This window comes from Streptomyces sp. NPDC017890 (assembly GCF_044328675.1).
GTDB lineage: Bacteria > Actinomycetota > Actinomycetes > Streptomycetales > Streptomycetaceae > Streptomyces.
On the sequence record NZ_JBIRHU010000025.1, the window covers coordinates 45,343 to 62,914 of the forward strand.

18 protein-coding genes, 1 pseudogene and 1 CRISPR repeat array are annotated in these 17,572 nt (G+C 70.5%); of the genes and pseudogenes, 8 read left to right on the forward strand and 11 right to left on the reverse strand.

All coding sequences use genetic code 11. The features are described 5' to 3' along the window. Nucleotides 1-107: 107 nt before the first annotated feature. The 4 genes from ACH4F2_RS28840 (at nucleotide 108) to ACH4F2_RS28855 (ending at nucleotide 3,157) form a co-directional block, all read left to right on the forward strand. Nucleotides 108-554: a DoxX family protein gene (locus ACH4F2_RS28840; protein ID WP_398135679.1), complete on the forward strand. Its 447-nt coding sequence runs from the start codon at nucleotides 108-110 to the stop codon at nucleotides 552-554. A gap of 84 nt (nucleotides 555-638) precedes the next feature. Beyond that, nucleotides 639-1,295, forward strand: coding sequence for a lytic polysaccharide monooxygenase (locus tag ACH4F2_RS28845; protein ID WP_398135680.1), 657 nt, complete (start codon nucleotides 639-641; stop codon nucleotides 1,293-1,295). A 128-nt stretch (nucleotides 1,296-1,423) separates the two neighbouring features. Next, nucleotides 1,424-1,870, forward strand: a complete 447-nt coding sequence (locus ACH4F2_RS28850) for a DoxX family membrane protein (protein ID WP_398135681.1) — start codon at nucleotides 1,424-1,426, stop codon at nucleotides 1,868-1,870. A gap of 699 nt (nucleotides 1,871-2,569) precedes the next feature. Continuing rightward, entirely contained in the window at nucleotides 2,570-3,157 is a 588-nt protein-coding gene (locus tag ACH4F2_RS28855) for an AAA family ATPase (RefSeq protein WP_398135682.1), read from the forward strand. A gap of 516 nt (nucleotides 3,158-3,673) precedes the next feature. Here the strand turns inward: ACH4F2_RS28855 and ACH4F2_RS28860 are convergent. Together ACH4F2_RS28860 and ACH4F2_RS28865 are read right to left on the reverse strand one after the other, a co-directional pair. Further along, nucleotides 3,674-4,426 (reverse strand): transposase family protein, encoded by a 753-nt coding sequence (locus ACH4F2_RS28860; RefSeq protein WP_398135683.1) that lies wholly within the window; start codon nucleotides 4,424-4,426, stop codon nucleotides 3,674-3,676. Nucleotides 4,427-4,565: 139 nt separating this feature from the next. Further along, nucleotides 4,566-5,459, reverse strand: a complete 894-nt coding sequence (locus tag ACH4F2_RS28865; RefSeq protein WP_398135684.1) for a DUF1963 domain-containing protein — start codon at nucleotides 5,457-5,459, stop codon at nucleotides 4,566-4,568. Nucleotides 5,460-6,417: 958 nt separating this feature from the next. Here ACH4F2_RS28865 and ACH4F2_RS28870 point away from each other — a divergent pair. The 4 genes from ACH4F2_RS28870 to ACH4F2_RS28885 all read left to right on the forward strand — a co-directional run bounded on the left by ACH4F2_RS28870 (nucleotide 6,418) and on the right by ACH4F2_RS28885 (nucleotide 10,721). Further along, nucleotides 6,418-6,600 (forward strand): hypothetical protein, encoded by a 183-nt coding sequence (locus ACH4F2_RS28870; protein WP_398135685.1) that lies wholly within the window; start codon nucleotides 6,418-6,420, stop codon nucleotides 6,598-6,600. Between the two features lie 304 nt (nucleotides 6,601-6,904). Beyond that, a complete protein-coding gene (locus tag ACH4F2_RS28875) occupies nucleotides 6,905-7,327 on the forward strand; it encodes a hypothetical protein (RefSeq protein WP_398135686.1) in 423 nt (140 codons plus the stop codon). Next, nucleotides 7,324-8,898 (forward strand): hypothetical protein, encoded by a 1,575-nt coding sequence (locus ACH4F2_RS28880; protein ID WP_398135687.1) that lies wholly within the window; start codon nucleotides 7,324-7,326, stop codon nucleotides 8,896-8,898. Before ACH4F2_RS28875 ends, ACH4F2_RS28880 begins: the two co-directional genes overlap by 4 nt. Beyond that, the gene (locus ACH4F2_RS28885) at nucleotides 8,895-10,721 is read left to right on the forward strand and encodes a hypothetical protein (protein ID WP_398135688.1); all 1,827 of its coding nucleotides are present in this window, start codon (nucleotides 8,895-8,897) and stop codon (nucleotides 10,719-10,721) included. Before ACH4F2_RS28880 ends, ACH4F2_RS28885 begins: the two co-directional genes overlap by 4 nt. A gap of 274 nt (nucleotides 10,722-10,995) precedes the next feature. Further along, a CRISPR array of direct repeats spans nucleotides 10,996-11,512; the repeat unit is 29 nt; unit sequence CTGCTCCCCGCACCCGCGGGGATGGTCCC. Between the two features lie 109 nt (nucleotides 11,513-11,621). Here the strand turns inward: ACH4F2_RS28885 and ACH4F2_RS28890 are convergent. The 9 genes and pseudogenes from ACH4F2_RS28890 to ACH4F2_RS28930 all read right to left on the reverse strand — a co-directional run bounded on the left by ACH4F2_RS28890 (nucleotide 11,622) and on the right by ACH4F2_RS28930 (nucleotide 17,383). Beyond that, on the reverse strand, nucleotides 11,622-11,954 hold the full coding sequence (locus ACH4F2_RS28890; RefSeq protein ID WP_398135742.1) for a sterol carrier protein domain-containing protein: 333 nt from the start codon (nucleotides 11,952-11,954) through the stop codon (nucleotides 11,622-11,624). A gap of 48 nt (nucleotides 11,955-12,002) precedes the next feature. Then, nucleotides 12,003-12,206, reverse strand: a pseudogene (locus tag ACH4F2_RS28895) (spore coat protein); the annotation flags it as partial. Then, entirely contained in the window at nucleotides 12,140-12,790 is a 651-nt protein-coding gene (locus ACH4F2_RS28900) for a GNAT family N-acetyltransferase (RefSeq protein ID WP_398135689.1), read from the reverse strand. The gene ACH4F2_RS28900 and the pseudogene ACH4F2_RS28895, both read right to left, overlap by 67 nt. A 9-nt stretch (nucleotides 12,791-12,799) precedes the next feature. Then, nucleotides 12,800-13,330 (reverse strand): MaoC family dehydratase, encoded by a 531-nt coding sequence (locus ACH4F2_RS28905; protein WP_398135690.1) that lies wholly within the window; start codon nucleotides 13,328-13,330, stop codon nucleotides 12,800-12,802. After that, on the reverse strand, nucleotides 13,327-14,172 hold the full coding sequence (locus ACH4F2_RS28910; protein ID WP_398135691.1) for an HpcH/HpaI aldolase/citrate lyase family protein: 846 nt from the start codon (nucleotides 14,170-14,172) through the stop codon (nucleotides 13,327-13,329). Before ACH4F2_RS28910 ends, ACH4F2_RS28905 begins: the two co-directional genes overlap by 4 nt. Before the next feature lie 7 nt (nucleotides 14,173-14,179). Beyond that, complete coding sequence (locus ACH4F2_RS28915) at nucleotides 14,180-14,410, reverse strand: acyl carrier protein (RefSeq protein WP_398135692.1); 231 nt, start codon at nucleotides 14,408-14,410, stop codon at nucleotides 14,180-14,182. Next, nucleotides 14,407-15,477, reverse strand: coding sequence for a beta-ketoacyl-ACP synthase III (locus tag ACH4F2_RS28920; protein ID WP_398135693.1), 1,071 nt, complete (start codon nucleotides 15,475-15,477; stop codon nucleotides 14,407-14,409). The genes ACH4F2_RS28915 and ACH4F2_RS28920 overlap by 4 nt, the downstream gene beginning before the upstream one ends. Then, complete coding sequence (gene dmpG, locus ACH4F2_RS28925; protein WP_398135694.1) at nucleotides 15,474-16,499, reverse strand: 4-hydroxy-2-oxovalerate aldolase; 1,026 nt, start codon at nucleotides 16,497-16,499, stop codon at nucleotides 15,474-15,476. The genes ACH4F2_RS28920 and dmpG overlap by 4 nt, the downstream gene beginning before the upstream one ends. A gap of 14 nt (nucleotides 16,500-16,513) precedes the next feature. After that, on the reverse strand, nucleotides 16,514-17,383 hold the full coding sequence (locus tag ACH4F2_RS28930; protein ID WP_398135695.1) for an acetaldehyde dehydrogenase (acetylating): 870 nt from the start codon (nucleotides 17,381-17,383) through the stop codon (nucleotides 16,514-16,516). Nucleotides 17,384-17,572: the final 189 nt, after the last annotated feature.

Below are 17,572 nucleotides of genomic sequence, written 5' to 3' on the forward strand. Positions count from 1 at the left end.
CCACCCCGGTGGCCGCCGCCGGCGACCCATCGCTGCCGGCGGCCACCCCCCCCCCGCACCCCGCTCCTCTCTAAAAGAAGCGCTCGCCGATCAGAAAGGGCATCACCGTGGAGACACCCACCAGGTACCAGGGACCGGTGCTCGGCCTGTTCCGGATCGTGCTCGGCCTGCTGTTCGCCTGCCACGGGGCAGCAACGCTCTTCGACGTACTCGGCGGACCGCACGGGCAGCCCCCCAGCACCGGCCAGTGGCCTGGATGGTGGGCGGCGGTGATCCAGCTGGTCGGCGGCGCCCTCGTCCTGCTCGGCCTGGGCACCCGGCCCGCCGCCACCGTGTGCTCGGGCTCCATGGCCTACGCCTACTTCGTCCACCACCAGAGCGACGGACTGTTCCCGCTGGAGAACGGCGGCGAGCAGGCGGCCCTGTTCTGCTGGGCCTTCCTACTCATCGCCGTCCTGGGCCCCGGCCGATGGTCCGCGACCGAGCTGCTCACCCACTCCACCCACCGCAAGCAGCACCCACGAAGGGAGGTGAGCGACACGCACAGCATCTGACGCCACACAACAGCCTGTCATGAGCACGTAAATCCGAGCCCACGCTCGGCCTGTGATTCCCGAAGGACACGGAGGAGAAGCATCATGAACCGCGTACCCGCAACCGCGGCCGGCCGCACCGCACTGGGCGCCGCAGTCCTGGCCACCAGCCTGCTCGGCATGCTCGCCCAAGCGCCGACCGCCGCAGCACACGGCACGGTCATCACTCCCGAGACCCGCAACTACGGCTGCCTGCAGCGCTGGGGCTACACCGAGCCCAACGAGTCCCAGGACCCCATGTGCTACCGCACCTACCACGAGAACGCCAACGCCATCGGCGCGTGGAAGGCCGTCTACGCCAACAACACCGGCGACAACTACAAGCAGGTCATCCCCGACGGCCAGATCTGCAGCGCCGGCGGCCAGGGCGAGACGAACTACCGGCCTCTCGACCGTCCCGGCCCGTGGAAGATGACCGACATCGGCTCCAACTTCACCGTCGACCTCTACGACGAGGCCCGGCACGGCGCCGACTGGCTCGAGGTCTACGTCACCAAGCAGGGCTTCAACCCCGAGTACGAGCTCATCGGGTGGGACGACCTCGAACTGGTGAAGAAGACCGGCCGCTACCCCTACCAGGCGCACTACGTCACCGACGTCAGCACCTCCGGCTACAGCGGACGGCACGTCGTGGTGACCGTCTGGAAGGCGTCCCACATGGACCAGAAGTACTTCCTGTGCAGCGACGTCAACTTCAAGTGACACCAGCGGGACACAGCTGAACCACACCACGGCGTACCGGCCTCGCGAGGCGCACACCTCGCGGGGCCTTCCCCCTCCCTCTCACCGGTCGGTTGCCGAGGCCGGACCGGTCGCCTCACGGAGGACCCATGCTCCAGACCAGCCACCCTCGCCGCCTGCTGCGCGACCGGCTCCTTCCCGCCGTGCGCACCCCATCGGCCCGAAGGACAGCCACACAGCGCGTGGCCGAGCACTACCGGGCGCGCAGCACCGCGGTTCTGCGCATCAGCGTCGGTGTCCTTTACTGCTGGTTCGGGGTGCTCAAGCTCTTCCCTGCCGGGAGCCCGGCCGAGGAGATCGCGGCCGCCGCCATGACGAAGCTCACCGGCGGGCAGCTGCCCACGACCGTGTCCATGCCGCTGCTGGGCACCGCGGAGACCTTGATCGGAGTCGCTCTGGTCACCGGCCTATTGCTCCGGCCCGCCTTGATGCTGTTCTTCGGGCACATGACCGGGGTCTTCGCCACCCTCGCGCTGCTGCCCGGCCAGATGTGGCAGCTGGGTAGGGGGTTGCGCCTGCCTGGCCGTCGCAGCTGACGAGCTCTCTGGCCCGCTGGACAACCCGCCCGATCCTGCGGGTCCGCACCACCCTCCAGGATCCACTCGTAGGAAGCACTATCACCATGCACCATCGCTCTGTACCTCACCATGACCGCGCCGAGAACATCGCCGTTTCTCCCGCCGCACGCAGGAACGACGACTACGTCACCGTCCACGCCGCAAACGTCGTGGCCGACCGCCTGGACATCCGCCCCGCTTCGCCGACACCTTCGCGGCTGAGGCGTCCGGCAGCGCTTACAACGCCGTCTGCCACTGCACCACCGCCCTCTCTCCCCCCCTCGGCAAGGTCCGCGTCAGACGCACCCTGGACGCCGACTGCGGTCCTGGCCTCCACCTCCGAACTGGTCGCTCGCAGGGGGCAGGCCACCGGTTTCGACCAGGGCGGCTACATGGTGTATCGCACCCGTGTACGCCTCGGCATGGGTGTCCAAGTCTTGATCTCGACGACCGCCTCGACTGGCTGATACCGCTTTCAAGATCGTGCTCGCCACGCTGGTCATTCACCCTTTCCGCGACGGCGTGGCGACGCTGCGAGAATTCCACCGCACCCTCGTCCCGGCTATCACGTAAGCCGGGGTCCATCGCCTTTCGCCTGGCCAAGAAGCCCTCAGCTCATTGCCGACCGACGACCGACATGAACAGGCACCGCACCATGCTGACTCACGAGAAAACGCCATGACCCTGCCCACGCTCGCCGTCGTGAGCGGAGGCCCTGGTGCAGGGAAGACCACCCTCGCCCACAGCCTCGCCCACGAACTCGGATGCCCCGCGATCATCCGTGATGAGATCAAGCAAGGCATGGTCATGTCCACGCCCGGCTACCGAAGCGGTGGAGACGACCCCCTTAACTACCCGACGCTGGACGCCTTCTTCGAGGTCCTGAAAGTTCTCCTGCAGTCGAGGGTCACGGTCGTGGCCGAGGCCGCCTTCCAAAACCGGCTCTGGCGGCCGAACCTGGAACCGCTGGCGCACATCGCCCAGATCCGCATCATCCACTGCACCGTGCCTGCCGCCGTCGCCCACGCCCGCATCATTCAGCGGGTCACAGAGAACGCTCACCGTGCCGCACACGGCGACCAAGACCTGCTTGAATCGATCGCCGCCGGGGAGCATTCACTGGAGTCCTTCGTGCCCGTCTCGTTTGACGCCCCCACCCAGGCCGTGGATACCTCCCGTGACTACGACCCTGGCATCGAGGACATCGCCGCCTTCGTCCGGGGCACTGTGGTGGACGAAGGCGGCCTCGGCTCACCAGCCAACTGAATGAAGCCGGCTTCCGACGGCCGAACTCGCCGATCTTGAGTGGTGGATGGTGTTGGTCGACGACAGCCCAGCCCACTGTCCGCGCCTCGGGATACACGGACTCCTCCCGGCAAGCGCAATCTGGCGTAGACGTTGGCAACTTGGATCAAAAGTACGCCCTGTGCAGCGGCGTCACCTTCACTTGACGCCAGCCGGACACAGATGAACAAGTGCCGCGGCACACCGGCCCCGTAAGAGTCACAGCACTCTTGCGGGGCACCGAGCGAGTTACTTGGCGATGGGGCCAACTACACCGCTCGGTCACAAGAGCGACTGGATGAGGGACCATCCCCGCGGGTGCGGGGAGCAGCTGCGGGTCGCGCGAGCTCACCGTCATGGTGAGGGACCATCCCCGCGGGTGCGGGGATGGTCCCATCGCCGCGGGGGAGTGCTTCCTGGTCCACGACTGCTCCCCGCACCCGCGGGGATGGTCCCATCCTGGCCCCGAGTCAGGTGCAGTGAGCCTTTCCATCTTGATCAGATGGCGAGTTCGAGGGCGACGACGGCACGGACGGCGGCGGTGATCCGGGTGGTGCTGCAGCGGAGCTTCCGCAGGAGCCGCCAGGACTTGAGGATGGCCATGGCGCGTTCGCCGAGGCTGCGGATCTTGGCGTGATCGCGGTTGTGACGTCGGCGCCAGCCGCGCAGGTACTTGCCACGGATCGGGACACGGATGGCAGGGCCGGAGCCCTGGTACGCCATGTCGGCCCAGCACTTGATGTCGTCTGCGGCGAGGGCTGCGGGTATGCCGTGGGTCCGGGCCGCGGTCAGGTCGTGTGTGGCTCCCGGCAGTGCGTCCGAGGGCCAGATCAGGCGTCCGACGGGATCGGCGAGGACTTGCACGTTCATCCCGTGGTGCTTCTTCTTCCCGGAGTAGTACGGCTGGTCGGCGGTGATGCGGTCGATGGGTAGCACGGTGCCGTCGAGGAACACGTACGCCTTCTTCCGGACGGTCGTCATGGCCTGTTCCAGCGTGGGCACGAGGGCGGCCAGTAGGTCGACGGCCTCGCGTATGTAGCGGTAGGCCGTGGCGATCCCGATGCGGAAGCCCGCGGCAAGGCGGGCGTAGGTGTCGCCGCAGCGCAGGTGGGCCAGGACGAGCAGGGTCTGTCGGCCGCAGGTCAGGCGGCGCCAGCGCGAATCGATCCGACGGCGGTGACCTGCGAGGAGACCGGAGAGATGCCGCAGAGTGCGGCTGGACAGATCGATGCCGGACGGGTAGGCAAGCACGCGGAAGCTCCTGGCGGACTGGTGATCTTGCTCGTGAATCCGTCTACCAGGAGCTTTCTTCATGCCCGCCGCCGGGGCTGCCAGCCCAACCACCCGTCAGGTTGGAAGAGGTTCAGTGTGAGAGGTGCGTCGAACCTGGTCACGGGGCCTCGAAATTGGTCACGGCTAGCGCCTTGTCCACCCTGGCGGCGGCCAAGTCGTCGTGGCGGATCACAAAACTCGTGTAGTACTCCTCGTAGACCCGGGCTTCACTGGCGAGCGATATCCATTCGCTCGTCAGCCGGTGCTTCTCCTTCTCCAGGTGGGAATACCATTTCGCGATCGGGGCGGCTGGGATCTCGCCTGCCTTCTCGCGTCCCGCGAGGGTCTGCTCCGCAATGCTGTTGATCACCTCGTCACCGGCATACCCGCCGATGACAACGCCGGCGCCCGATGGCCAGAGGCCATGGGCCAGGTCCCGAAGTTCGTCCAGGTGCGGCAGGTCACGCTCCATGTATCGGACCAACTGCTGCTGGAAGGGCGACATGTCCTCCCAATCGAGATCCTCCCAGTACTCGTGCCAGTCATCGTCCTCGTCGCCCTCCTGGAGCCAAAGGGGCAGTTCGGCTCTGAGCTCGGCGCTGACGTCGAGCTGCTCGCGGACACACACGGAGCCGGGGGCTTCCGCGACCGCGGTTTCGGTGCCGTCTGGTACATACACGACTCGCGCGTACCTCCCGGAACTGTCCTCATGGTCCATCTTTTGGTCCACGAAGAAGAGCAGCGTCCCGTCCTCTGGCAGTTCGAATCCGTCGACTCTCGGAAGCGCCCCACAATCGACGGAAAAGAGCAACGGCAACGGACTGTCCCCGGCGGACGGCCACTTCATGCCCACCGGCAGCCGGGGCAACCCACCGAACTGCCCGACCGGAGAACCACCGCCCACCCCGGACAACCCGATCGACAAACGAAGGTGCTGGCTGAATCTGCTGACCTCGTCGTCCGGGATGCCCAACTCAAGCGCTGCCCGACGAAACTCTCCCTGATGATCCATGCCCGAGAAGATAACCCTTTCCAACGCGGCTGTACCATCGGGGTGTTGGTGGGCATTGGCTGTACGTGGTGGAGCGAGCGGTTGGTCACCTTGGATCATCCCAGCGGATCCGCCTCCAGGAAGCCGCGCATCTCCAAGGCGAGGTTACGCATGTCCTCTCCGGGAGCGTGATCAGTCCTGACTTCGAAGTGTCACCCGCCGTCAGGGAATGGATGGTGCAGCCCCTGTCAGTTGGACATGAGGTTCCACGTCTTGGCCGAGACCGTCAGATCTCGTTCCAAGGAACACCAGGCTCGGGGCACCGTTCCACCCACGAAAGTCTTCCGCCGGCTCTGCCGAAAACACATCGAGTCCATCACCGCCCCCCGTCGTCGCCGGGAGTGAGGTTGGAAAAGGCTCAGTGCCTTCGCTGCTCCCCGCACCCGCGGGGATGGTCCCTCCACTGGGACGTCCCGCTGATCTTCGCCGCCGAACGGATGCTCGGCGGCACCGCCCACGCGCTGAACCGCGACACCAAGGGCTTCGACACGGACGCCGTTACCGCGCTGGAGGAGGTGTCCGCCTTCTTCACGAAGGTGGACGCCTCCAAGGGCGGCGGCCTGTACCGCTCGGCGATCGTCGCCCAGCTCGCCGAGGTCGCCCGCCGCATCCAGGACGGTATCCCGCCCTCACTCAAGGTTCGGGTCTTCGCAGCGACCGTCGACCTCGTGGCGCTGGCCGGTGAGTCAGCCACGACTGCGACGCTACCCGCAGGCACAGTGGTACTGGAGTTACGGCACGTACGCCGCCGACGAGTCCGGACACCCGGATCGCGGGGTGGAGATAGTCACCCGCATGTCCCATCAGATGATCTACCTCGGCCACCCGGCCGACGCCCTCGGCCTCCTCGGCGTCGCCGCCAAGGCGCGAGCTCGCCGAGGCGGAGTGGATCAACACACTGCACGCCTTCAGGCCGCACATGAGACTCCCCGCCTGTGTCGGGGGCCACCAGGAGCCTCCCCTGCCTCCGCCGCCGGACCCGGGAGCCGACGATGAGTGGGAGCTGTACCTGGCCACCTCCGCCGACACCACCGACCCGGCGACGCACCCGGCCGAGGCGGAGGTACGGCGGATGGCCGCCGAGCGGGACCCGCCGCTGTAACGGGGCGCGTGCCCGGCGGCCGGCGACCGGGTGGTGCAGCGACGCGGGAGAGGGTGTCGAACACGGGAGAGACCGGGGACACAGATGTGGATCTCGCTACGCGTGGCCACTGACGTATCGCCCCTACTGGTGAACGCCTGCTCATCCGTGTGCGGCCCCGAGCCGCGCCCCCGTCCGCGTGGATTCTCGATCCGCTGGTCATCCACAGCCCACGGCCGTCGTTGGGTCAAGGTGGGACCCTCGCGGGAAGCCGCAGCAGCCGCGCCGGCGGTGTGCGGCGAGGCCGACAGGAGGAATCACAGCGATGACGCAACCGACCATCACCGACCTCGTCACTGCCCTGGACGCCGACCAGGCCGACGCCGTGCTCTGCGCCGCCTGGGACGCGTTCGACGTCGTGGGCCGACTGGCGGACGCCCTCGCCCTCGATGAGGACAGCGACGAGATGCAGGCCATGCTCGCCGGCATCAAGTGTGCGGACGGCCGCCGCCTGTTGCCGCCGCCCGAGGACGGCCGGCCTCTACAGACTCCGGCCGCGTCCCCCGGCAGAACCGGGCTCGAGCCGTACGGGGCGCTGCTGCGCCACGTCGACGTGGCCCTGCGCCGGCTGGCTTCCGTACCGGAATGCGCGGACGACGCGGAGCAGCTCAACCTCACGGCCGGTCACGCGGCAGCCGCCGCGAATCTCCTCATGACCGTCCGGCAGGACGGTGACGGGACCTCATGACCGTCACGCTCGGAGAGCTCTACGACGTCCTTCACCACCGCCTCGAACGAGTCACGTCCGAGACTCTGCCCGGAGACGACGTCTTCGCACACGCCCTCGCGATCAGACAGCTCGACACTCTGGTCGGGCACGTACACCTTTTACTCGGCCAGCCGGGGGACCCTCTCGACGCAGCCGCCGGCGACACCTTCCTCCACCTCCGCCACGCCCGACGCGCGCTCGCCGGTGCCGCCCGCTGGCTGCCGCCGGTCACCCCGGACAGCGCGGCGAACGACGGCATGCTCGGTACCGCGGTGCAGGCCGGCGGAGCGGTCATCGACCTGATCCGCGGACACCGCGACGGCACCGGTGCTCCGGTCACCCCGTACGCGCTCGCCTTCACCACACGCTCCGCACAGGCGTACCACCTGCGCCACGCCTCCAGGATTCTCCATTCCACGAGCCGGATCCTGCACACCGTCAACCAGGGACTCGACCACCGCAACGCCTCGGTCAGGCTCCAGACCGCTCACGCCTCCCTGCAGTACGCGTCGGTTCAGGCCCGGCACCACAGCGCCGACGCGGATCCGGCGCTGGCCGCCTTCCCTCAGGCTCTCCCGGTCATTCCGGTCCCCGCCCTCCCCACCGACCCGCTCACCCAGGCCGCCGACCGGATCCGGGACGACTGCGAGCAGCTCTCCCGCGCTGCCTACGAGACTCTCCACGGCCGTTCCGGTCAGCCCCTCAGCGGATCCGACCTGCAGTCGATCATCCGGTGGCGGTCCCTGGGCACCATGCTCGCCGGGCGGCTCCTGATGCAGGCCGCCACCGAGGCACCGAAGGAGGAGGGCACGTCGCTCAGAAGATGCGCGGACGCCTTCCGCAGCGCCGGCCGAGCATGGAGAGAGGTCCAGGAGCGCTGGGACCGCGTCGTGGACGTGGACGACCCCCGGATCCGTCCCCCGCTGCCCCGGCCGAGCTACGAGATGGTGCGCCGAGGCCAGATCTCCCGCATGCCGCGGGGAACGGCTCCGCACCCGGCTGTGGAGATCGCACGCGCATCAGTCCTCCGCGCGGGACGGCTCCTCTTCGGCGCCGACTGGGACCCCGCCTCCGCGAGCGGCCCGCCCCGGACACGGCCGGCACCCGAGATCGTGGCCGACGCTGGAGGCGTCGCCGAACTGGCTCAGACCGTGTACCGCCTCACCGTCGCCGACTGGCGGATCGCGGTGGCCGCACCCCAGGCCGTGACGGCCATCGAACACCGCCTGCTCACCGACGCCCCCGAACACCATCCCGTCGGCCACCCGTACCGCTTCTACCAGCTCCACGACCATCAACTGGATCGCCTCCGCACTCCGTTCCAGCAAGTCTGCGCCGCCCAACAGGCCGCAGCGCAGAGCCTGCTGTCCACCGCTCCGGCCATCGGCATGGACACCCGCCGCGCCGTCCTCGACGCGGCGGCTCACCGCCACATCACCGCCCGGACCTGGGCCCCGGTCCCCGCCGCGGCCCCCGCGGCGCGGGGCGTGATCGAGCGAGGGCCCGCCATGCCTGCGCCGGCCGCGCTCGGGAGGGGTGCCCGCCTGTGAGCCGAAGTCCGCGCCACTTCGCTGCGGGGGCCAACGGTTCTCCCGCCTCCCGGCTCGGCTCCGCCGTCCTGCTCCGTGACGAACGGCAGCAGCCGCCGCACCCGCCGGCCGACCCGGCCGACGAGTCCGTGCACGTACGGCAGCGGATCGAGGCCACCGTCGAGGAGGGGAGCGCCGAGCGCGCCCCGGCACCCACGAAAGAGGAAGCCCGGCAACTCGCCACGCCCGACGCCGAGGCGGCGCCGGAGCCGTCCGGCGAAGAGGCGGTTCCCGACCCCGTCGCCACCGGTGGCGAACACCTGCGGGACATCGCCGAGGCCGCCTTGCTCCGGGCACGGCCGGAGAATCGGCCCGGAGACCGGGCGAAGCCGCCGACACCGGCGGAACGGAGCAACTCGCTGCGGGACCGCGCACTGGCCCGGGCCGCGGCCGCGCCCTCCCGGGAAGAGCGGGACCTGCCGCTGTGGGCCGGCACCGACCTGCCGACCGGTAGCTGGAGCAAGGAGGGCGGAATCCTCCACGACGCCTACGGTGTCCCGCAGTGGCGGCTCAAGACGTCCCCGGCCCCGGCCCCTGGGACACAGACGCCCGCGAAAGTTCCCTCCGAGAGCGGCCCGGCCGTCCCGGGAGCCGACGCCTACGAACCCGTCGATCTCCGGCAGGCCTTCACCTCCACCGTTGCGAACGCCTGGGTCGACACCGTCCCGCCCGAACACGGCACGGTCGAGGATCTGCTCGAAGCCGTCGACGTGCCGCTGCGCGAGCTGGAGGAACAATGGCGGCGGGCCGTGCCCGCTCCCCGAGCCGACGGCGAACGGCAGACGGCGCCCGCCCCGGCCGGCCTCGACGGCCCCGTGCACTCCCGGCGCGATCCGGGGCCGGTCGACGCGGCCCTGCGACAGGCCGACACCCACGCCGCCGCTCTGCGGGACTTCCCGGAATGGCAGCGACTGCAGAACGTCCGGGGCGCCACCACCCACCTGTGGAACGTGCTTTGCGAACAGGCGGGCGAGTACTTCGGCCAACTGCGCACCGACCTTCGCGTACAGGGCTTCTGGCGTACGGTCTCCCTCCGCACCGCCACAGCGATCGGCAACTGCGCGCTGGCTCTCGCCGACCGGGTACACCGCGGCCCCCGCGGCGGCGACCTGCCCACCGCCGAGGCCCTGCTCAAACTCGGCGACGCAGCCCTCGCCTACAGCAACCCCGGCATCCCGCGCCCCGACCACCCGGCTTCCGACGCCGCCGTCGACGGCATCGCCTCCGAAGTGCGGCAGTTGCACACCACCCTGCGGACCGGTGCACCGGTCCCGTACTCGACGCAGGGGGAGGCCGCGCACGCCTCCCGGGAGGTTGCCGAGGCCTTCCAGGCGTGGCGGGAAACGCCCATGGGCCGGGAACTGACCGCGTCCTCGGAGCACCCCAGGGTGGCTGCTTTCCGGCAGGCATGGCAGCGGCTGCCCGCCGCAGACCTGCCCGACGGCCCCGGCACGGCGGCCGGCCCCTACGGCGACGTCGGCCGCAACGCACAGATCCTGGTGGAGCGGGCCGAGGCCGCGAACGCCCAGCGGGCCATGGCCGGGCAGCCCGCCCGCTTCGCCACAGCAGATGTGGACGCCCTGCGGTCCGTCGCCACGCTGGCCGAGCACCACGGCGGACGGCTCGCGGTCACCCTGCCGCCCGGACTCACCGGCCACGCACTCCATCGGATGCGCGGCCCGCAGACGGCCGCGCCGTCCCCCGAAGCCATCGCTCCGACGGCGTCGGCAATGTGGTCCGCGACAGCAGCACGTCCGGCGCCCGCGCTTCGATGCCCGCAATGACCACGGACAGGGCAGCGGCCCATCACCGTGAGACCGGTTGCAGGCCGCGCGAGCCGGTCTCGCTGCGGGACGGCGGCCATGGCCCGTTGAACAGGGCGAGCGGAGTTCGGGGATGGCCACGCTCCGCCGCCGCTGCGGTACTCCGTTGTCCTCCTGTCACCACATCTCCTCGTTCAGGCCTACGGGTTCACATCGCCTTATGCTCTATTTGTCGGAATCTGTAAAAGTAACTGAAAACACGCCTCTGCGGTTATAAACTCGCAGGTCAAACAGTCTGCTCCCCGCACCCGCGGGGATGGTCCCTCGCGGTTGTCGCGCGCAGCACTGCGGCCACCCTGCTCCCCGCACCCGCAGGGATGGTCCCGAGCGCGACCGCACCCCGGGGATGCCGGTGACCTGCTCCCCGCACCCGCGGGGATGGTCCCAGCGGCAACTTCCGCGGGGGAACCTGCTGGCTCTGCTCCCCGCACCCGCGGGGATGGTCCCGTCCGCGACTTCGGCGCGCTCGGCGACAACGCCTGCTCCCCGCACCCGCGGGGATGGTCCCGGGACCACGGGGGGCGCCTTCGTGCCGCCCGACTGCTCCCCGCACCCGCGGGGATGGTCCCTCCACGAGGACCAGGCCGAGGACGTCCCCGGCCTGCTCCCCGCACCCGCGGGGATGGTGCCGAGGTTCAGGCGAAGCTCGCGCTCGGCCTGGACTGCTCCCCGCACCCGCGGGGATGGTCCCAACGGTGGCCGTCCGGTCGGCCTGTGGCCCGTCTGCTTTTCGTACCCGCGGGGATGGGCCTCGTGCGCTGGGTGGCGGACTCCTCGGCGGAGAATTCCAGCAGTGTCCGGTGCCGTGGCTGGTCATCTCCCGGGTTCGTCATCTCGGTCCGCGATCTGCAGGGGGATCGGTTAGAAGTGGTCGGGTAGCCAGGGCTCGAGCTGTGTCGTGCTGCGGAGGAGGGTCGCGAGTGCCTTCTCCGATACGGCGTGGACTCCGGCCATTCGGGCCGAGGTGGTGGACCGGTAGCCGCCGGCGTACCAGACCGCGAGCTGGCGCCGTGTGAAGGTCACCTGTCCCTCGACGTGGGTGGGGACGATCTCTGCCGCTCCGGTTTTGATTCGGAGCATCCACCGGTCCCAGTCGCCTGTCTCGTTCTCGATCTCGACCGGTACGGCGGTGGTGAGGTCGCCCGGCCAGCCGCGGAGCCGGATGGCCTCAGGGACGTCGAGGATGCGGAGCATCCAGGGGTGCCAGGCTTCGGCGGTTGTTCGGTGGTGGCGCAGTCCGTGGAGGAGGGTGGGGTAGGGCGGGAGGGCGCCGCGCCGGAAGTGGGTGGTGCGGGTGCGGGTGTTGTGGCGGCCCAGGAAGGCGAGAACGGCGGCGGCGGTGGGCCGGTCGGCGGCCCAGAAGTCGTGGACGGTCAGGTTCATGCCGTGGCGTTCGTGGCGTTCGGTGGTGAGGCTGAGCAGGCCGGTGGTGGGGTGGCCGGGCCGGGTGAAACGGTAGGTGGTGAGGTTGCTTTTGGCCTGCTTCCACCGGGTCCACCAGGGGGCCGGCAGACGGGGCCGTTCCACTGGCGGGCGAGGTCGCGTTGGAGGGCTTCGGCTTCGTCGGCCGGTCCGTGTTCGACCTGGAAGTCGCCACTGGTGAAGCTTCGTTTGAGGTCGTCGGTGGCCACCGTCCAGGCGAGGACGCCGGTGGGGGCTTCCCAGCCGAGGCGGCGGGCGTAGCCGGTGGAAGAGGTCACGATCGCGGAGATCACCGCTCCGCGCTCGATCAGGGGGCGCAGTCGTTCGGTGGCCATGTCGGTGGCCAGGCGGTCGCCGCGTTCCTCGGGGGCGACACATCCGTCGCCGAGGCAGGCGCTGGGGACGGGGGCGCCGCCGAAGAACTGGTCGACGAGGAGGCCGAGGCCGCCGGCGACGACCCGGCCGCCGCGGACGGCGACCTGGAGGTCGGCGTGTTCGCGCAGGTGGGTGATGTCGCCGACGGGGTGGCCGTAGGCGCGGGTGGCGAGCCGGTCGTACTGCTCCCACAGGCCGTCGTCGGCCGGGGCGAAGGTCAGCTGCTGGTTCATGGTCCGCCTTCAGTAGTGGGTGGCGTCGCGGGCGGCGTCGGCGTCCAGGGGGACGAGGAAGGTGCGGTCGAAGGCCAGGACGCTGGTGTCGACCTGGTTGTGGGCGGTGGTGCGGCAGGTGATGACCCCGGTGTCGGGGCGGCTTTCGGATGCCCGGCGGGCGAGGATCTGTGTCTCGGCGTACAGGGTGTCGCCGATGTGGACCGGTGCGGTGAAGTGCACCTGGTCCACGGCGAGGTTGGCGATGGTCAGGCCGCTGACGCTGCGGACGGTCATACCGGCCACGAGGTTGAGGGTGACGCCGGAGCAGACCAGGAGGCGGCCCCACCGGGTCTGGCTGCTGTAGTGGGCATCGGTGTGGAGGGGAGCGACATTGCCGCTCAGGGCGGCGCCGAGGAGGCTGTCGAGTTCGGTGACGGTCCGGCCGGGCCGGTGCTCGATGACCAGGCCGGGGGCGAGCTCGGGATAGGAGAGGCCGACGTTTTCGCGGATCCGGTCGGTGCCGATCCGGCGGTAGCCGTGGGGCGGGTCGGAGGTCATGTCGTACGGTCCGCTTCGGCGACGAGCGCGCGGGCGGCGTTGAAGAAGGGGGTGCCGCGCATCTGTCCGTTCACGCTGGTCACCGTTCCGCCGCCGGCGTCGGCGGCCGCGATGACGGCGCGGGCTTGGGCGAGCTCCTCGGCAGAGGGGGTGAAGACGTCGTTGATCACCTCGACGTGGCGGGGGTGGACGCAGCCCTTGCCGTGGAAGCCGAGTTCCTTGGCCCGCTCGGCGTCACGGCGTAGAGCATCGGGGTTGTCGAGTTCCCAGGTGGGGGCGTCGATGGCGGGGATGTTCGCGGCGGTGGCCGCGTTGACGAGGGCCGAGCGGGCGTAGTGGAGGGCGTCCCAGCCCAGACCGCAGTGGACGGAGGCGGCGTAGTCGGCGGAGCCGAAGATGACACCGCCGAGCCGGGGCGCGCGCGTGATCGCGGAAAGGGTGTCGAAGGCCCGGGGGCTCTCGATCAGCGCCCAGATGTCGGGGGTGTAGCCGTCGGTGTCGAGTGCGGCGGCGACGATGTCGATGTCGCGGGGGGATTCCACCTTGGGGACCACGACGAGGTCGGGCCGGTCGGTGTAGGCGGCGAGGGCGGCGAGGTCCTTGATGCCGTCGAGCGTCGTGAGGCTGTTCATCCGGATGCCGAGGGTGCACGGCGGGTCGGGGAGGGTGAAGAACGCTTCGCAGGCGGTGCGGGCGATCTGCTTGTCGGCCGGGGCGACGGAGTCCTCGATGTCGACGACGGCGACCGCGGCGCCGGACTCCTGCGCGCCGGCGAAACGGTCGTCGCGCAGTCCGGGGGTGATGAGCCAGGCCCGTCCGGGCCGATGGCTGGTGCTGGTCATGGGGTGGTCACCTTCCGCTGCGCCTGCTGGTGATGAGGAGGTCGAGCCGGCCGAGGGTCGCGGCGTTTCTGATGTCGCTGTCGCTGACGTCGATTCCGAAGCGGTCGGCCAGGAGGACGGACAGCTCGACGACGGCGAGGGAGTCGAACCCCGCGTGGTCGAGGCCGGCGTCGTCGGTGAGCCGGTCGGCGGGCAGCCCGAGGTCGTGGATCAGGAGACTGATGAGGTCACCGGTCATGTTCGGCTCCATCCGGAGGACGCGTAGCCCGGAGGACGTGTTGGGGAGAGGTCGGGCCAGGTGAGGGCGACGGCGCCCCAGGCCAGTCCGGCGCCGAACGCGGTGAGCAGGGTGCGGTGGCCAGGCTTGAGGCGGCCGTCGGCGGTGGAGTGGGTGAGGAGCAGGGGGACGGACGCGGCGCCGGTGTTGCCGACCTCGCCCACGTTGCCGAGCCGGTGGTCGTCGGGGACGCCGAGTCGGCGGGCGACGAACGACGTGATGCGGCCGTTGGCCTGGTGCGGGGCCAGGCGGTCGACGTCGCCGAGTTCCCAGCCGGCGGCGGTGGCGGCCTCGCGGGAGGCGGTGGACATGCGGTCGACCGCGTGCCGGAAGACATCGGCTCCCTCCATGCGCAGGGTGCCAGGGCGGGAAGCCCGGATCAGCTCTGCTCCGGTGCCGTCGCTGCCCAGCACCACAGGCCCGAGCGCCCCGTACTCGTCCGGGCTTCCGCGGCGCAGCAGCACGGCTCCGGCGCCGTCGCCGAACAGCGGGACGGTCGTGCGGTCCTCGGGGGCGGGAAGGGTGGCGAGGCGGTCGGCGCCGACGACCAGGGCGGTCCGGGCGGTGCCGGCGGCGATGAACCCCGCCGCGGTGGCGAGGGCGTAGAGGAAGCCGGTGCAGCCTGCCGCGAGGTCGTGGGCGGGGATGCCGGTGAACCCGAGCCGGGCGGCGACGACGGGGGCGGTGGCCGGACAGCAGCGGTCCGGGGTGGTCGTGGCCACCACCAGGGCGTCCACCGTGTCCGGTTCGCCGTCGGCGAGGGCCTGGGCGGCGGCTCGGACGGGGAGGGCCTGGGCGGCGGCTCGGACGGCGAGAGCCTGGGCGGCGGCCCGGACGGCGAGGTCGGTCGTGGACAGGTCCGCCCCGGCGACGTGCCGCCGGATGATGCCGGTCCGCGAGCGGATCCACTCGTCCGTGGTGTCCAGACGCGCGGTCAGGTCGGCATTGGAGACGACGTGCGGGGGCAGCGCTGCGCCGACTCCGCAGATGACGGCCGCGCACCCCGCACCTCCGGGGACGGCGGTCATCGGGTGGCCGCCTTGAGCTGCCGGGCGACGTCGCCGATCAGGTCTTCCTGCCCGGCGACGACCTGTCGCTCGCCGAGGGCGATGAGCAGGTCGACGGGGTCGACCCCTTCGGCACGGGCGGTCTGGAGGACGGGCCGCCTGAAGCCGGAGAACACCCCGGCCAGCCCGCCGGCCACGGCGATCGAGTCGATGGACGGCGGGTCCTTCATGAGGCGGTCGGCGACGATGTCGGCGGCGGCCAGGACTTCGCGCAGGCCGATGCCGGTCTCGACGCCACGGCGCTCGAGGACGGCCACGAGGACTTCGAGCTGAGTGTTCCCGGCCCCGGCGCCGAACCCGCGGGCGGTCGCGTCGATGACTGACGCCCCGGCGTCCACGGCGGCAAGGCTGTTCGCCACGGCCAGGCCCAGGTTGTTGTGGCCGTGGAAGATCACCGGCACGTCGACGGCGTCGGCGATGGCGTGCACGCGCTCGGTGACGTCGGTCGGGAGGTAGTGGCCGGCGGAGTCCATGACGCCGACGGCCTGGGCGCCGAACCTCACCATCGAAGCGCACTGTTCGGCGAGCTCGCCGGGACCGGTCATGTGGCTCATGAGCAGGACGCCCTGGGCTTCGGCTCCGAGGTCGCGGACGACACCGAGGTGGCGTTCGGTGACATCGGCCTCGGTGCAGTGCGCGGCGATGCGTACGACGTCGGCGCCGTGGTGGACGGCCGCCGCCAGATCGTCGGAGGTGCCCCAGCCGGGGGCCATGAAGACGCCCATCCGCGACGAGGTGAGAGCCTCACGGACGGTGGTGAGCATCGTGGCGTCGTCGAGGGCGGCGCGGCCGATCTGGAGGCTGGAGGCGCCCAGGCCGTTGCCGTGGCCGACCTCCACCACCGGCACTCCGGCGGCGTTCGCGGCGGCGGCGTAGACACGCAGCTGGTCGGCGTCGAGCCGGTGGCCGACCGCGTGGTGGCCGTCGCGCAGGGTCGGGTCGTGCAGGAGGATCCGGGGCCGCTGGCGCGAGCTGGTGTCCATGGGCGGGGTTCCCTTCATCGGGAGGCGGCGGCCGACTGCTCGGCGAGCAGGACGGCGGCGGCGTTGATGATGTCGACGCTTCCGGCGTGGCGGGGCAGGCGGCCGCCGGAGGCGGTCACCTCCACGGCGACCGAGATCCGGCCCGGGTCCACGGCGAGCGAGGTCACCTTGAACCCGGGCGTGTAGGTACGCACGGCCCGGGCCGCGGCCGCGATCCTCGTGCGGACCGGTGCGGGACGGATGCCGTCCGCGAGGACGGTCATGGCCACCCGGAAAGGCGGGGCGGGCCGGGCGGGGCTGAGATTGACCATCACCTTCGCGTCCCGGGTGCCGGTGAAGGTCCGGATCGCGGCAGCGGTGGTGGAGATGTACTGGTCGAGGTTCAGGCGGGTGGCCCGGCCGGCGCTTGCGCTCGCCGCCGTGGAGACCACTTCGATGTACGTGGGGGCGCAGTGACGGGAGACGGCGTGCAGGACCGGGATGGCAGCCTGCCCGCCGCAGCTGACGAGGTTCAGGTGCCGGTGGACCGCCGGCGGGCCGCTGTCGACGCCAGGCACGAAGGCCGCGCCGAGACCCGTCGGGGTCAGGTCGATCAGGGTCGCTCCGGTGGGGTGCAGCGCCACCCAGTGCTCGGCGTGGCTCTCGGCGTTGGTGGCGTCGAAGACCACGTCGAAGGGCCCCGCCTCCACCACGGTGCGGATCCCGCCGGCCGTGGTCGGATGGCCCTTCTCGGCCGCCCGGCGCAGGCCCAGGCTGTCCCGGTCGCGGCCCGCCACCAGGGCCAGTTCCAGCTTCCTCGACCGACGGATCCTGTCGACGAGGTCGATCCCGATCAGGCCCGCGCCGAGCACGGCGACACGCAGACGCTGTTCATCAGCAGCCATCGGCCCGCTCCTTCGTTCGGGTGGGGAGGTGATGCACGTGGAGAGGTGAGGCACATGGAGAGGTGATGCACGTGGAGAGGTGATGCACGTGGAGAGGTGATGCACGTGGAGAGGTGAGGCACATGGAGAGGTGATGCACGTGGAGAGGTGATGCACGTGGAGAGGTGATGCACGTGGAGAGGTGAGGCC

Bases quoted from the DNA above. Each gene is read 5' to 3' on its own strand.
- ACH4F2_RS28845 (WP_398135680.1), top strand. From the start codon at position 639: ATGAACCGCGTACCCGCAACCGCGGCCGGCCGCACCGCACTGGGCGCC.
- ACH4F2_RS28850 (WP_398135681.1), top strand. From the start codon at position 1,424: ATGCTCCAGACCAGCCACCCTCGCCGCCTGCTGCGCGACCGGCTCCTT.
- ACH4F2_RS28855 (WP_398135682.1), top strand. From the start codon at position 2,570: ATGACCCTGCCCACGCTCGCCGTCGTGAGCGGAGGCCCTGGTGCAGGG.
- ACH4F2_RS28865 (WP_398135684.1), bottom strand. From the start codon at position 5,459: ATGGATCATCAGGGAGAGTTTCGTCGGGCAGCGCTTGAGTTGGGCATC.
- ACH4F2_RS28870 (WP_398135685.1), top strand. From the start codon at position 6,418: ATGAGACTCCCCGCCTGTGTCGGGGGCCACCAGGAGCCTCCCCTGCCT.
- ACH4F2_RS28875 (WP_398135686.1), top strand. From the start codon at position 6,905: ATGACGCAACCGACCATCACCGACCTCGTCACTGCCCTGGACGCCGAC.
- ACH4F2_RS28880 (WP_398135687.1), top strand. From the start codon at position 7,324: ATGACCGTCACGCTCGGAGAGCTCTACGACGTCCTTCACCACCGCCTC.
- ACH4F2_RS28890 (WP_398135742.1), bottom strand. From the start codon at position 11,954: ATGCTCCGCATCCTCGACGTCCCTGAGGCCATCCGGCTCCGCGGCTGG.
- ACH4F2_RS28900 (WP_398135689.1), bottom strand. From the start codon at position 12,790: ATGAACCAGCAGCTGACCTTCGCCCCGGCCGACGACGGCCTGTGGGAG.
- ACH4F2_RS28905 (WP_398135690.1), bottom strand. From the start codon at position 13,330: ATGACCTCCGACCCGCCCCACGGCTACCGCCGGATCGGCACCGACCGG.
- ACH4F2_RS28910 (WP_398135691.1), bottom strand. From the start codon at position 14,172: ATGACCAGCACCAGCCATCGGCCCGGACGGGCCTGGCTCATCACCCCC.
- ACH4F2_RS28915 (WP_398135692.1), bottom strand. From the start codon at position 14,410: ATGACCGGTGACCTCATCAGTCTCCTGATCCACGACCTCGGGCTGCCC.
- ACH4F2_RS28920 (WP_398135693.1), bottom strand. From the start codon at position 15,477: ATGACCGCCGTCCCCGGAGGTGCGGGGTGCGCGGCCGTCATCTGCGGA.
- dmpG (WP_398135694.1), bottom strand. From the start codon at position 16,499: ATGGACACCAGCTCGCGCCAGCGGCCCCGGATCCTCCTGCACGACCCG.
- ACH4F2_RS28930 (WP_398135695.1), bottom strand. From the start codon at position 17,383: ATGGCTGCTGATGAACAGCGTCTGCGTGTCGCCGTGCTCGGCGCGGGC.